1 protein-coding gene is annotated in these 1,016 nt (G+C 47.7%); it reads right to left on the bottom strand.

The window, feature by feature from the left end; all coding sequences use genetic code 11:
- Nucleotides 1-1,016: AAA family ATPase (locus A3757_RS00705; protein WP_156506065.1), on the bottom strand; the 1,016-nt coding region annotated here is incomplete at both ends.

Below are 1,016 nucleotides of genomic sequence, written 5' to 3' on the forward strand. Positions count from 1 at the left end.
CCTGACTCATAGCCAGTCAGACTTGCCAGACGATCGGCAAATTCGCTACTATAAGACATATCCTCAAAACGCCTAACCGTCTCTGAGAATACCTCGCCCGGCTCCACGGGTGGCAGCTGATAAGGGTCACCCATAAAGATCACTTGTGTGGTGTCAGGCACGGTTTTGATTAACGCATGCATTAAAGCCAAGTCGATCATTGATGACTCATCAACAATTAAGATATCAGCTTCAGTAAGTGCAATTTCACTCCGCCCCGAAAAGAGGCTCTCTGCGTTAAGTTTTTCTGAATAAGAGTGTTGCGAAGGTAAAGCTTTATGGTCGATTAAGAAACGGTGTATCGTCTCACCATTAGCAGGCAAACACGCGCTAAGTGGAAGCATATCTGAGCCTTCTAGCACAGCCTGCTCAGTTTCGATTCGCTTAAGTTGGAAGGCGATTGAGTCCGCTAGACGAACGGCAGCCTTTCCTGTCGGGGCGAGCAACCTTACTTTTGCTGGTCGGCCCAAACGTAGCCTGAATGATTGATCGACCAAGTGCAACAGGCTTGCTGCTGTGGTGGTTTTTCCGGTACCGGGTCCCCCAGCAATCAAAGTTGTTTTTTGCAGCAAAGCATGTGCAGCTGCAACGGCTTGCCAGTCTGGTTTCTCGTCTGAGTCCACACCATTTAATGCAAACATGCTTTTTAAACACTGACTCAAACGATCCAACTGAGACTCGCTGAGTGCTTCGTCACTCAGGCTTTCACTGCTCACCCTTTTCGCTAACCAAGCTTCGAATTCACACTGTAGATTCCAATAACGAGTCAAATACAGCTTATCACCCGAAACAACCAAGGGCTTGACACTCTGTTTTGCATGCAGCCTCTTATGAGCTCTCGCTTGTGAGAAGTCATCGACGACGGAGAGCTGCAATAAGCTAGCTTTGAAGTCGTGATCAAGTCCTATCTTATGAGCTGACAAGGCAATACAGATTTGCCCCTTACTCGTCGCGTAGGACAGTTCACAGATTAAAAG

The organism is Oleiphilus sp. HI0117 (genome assembly GCF_001635235.1).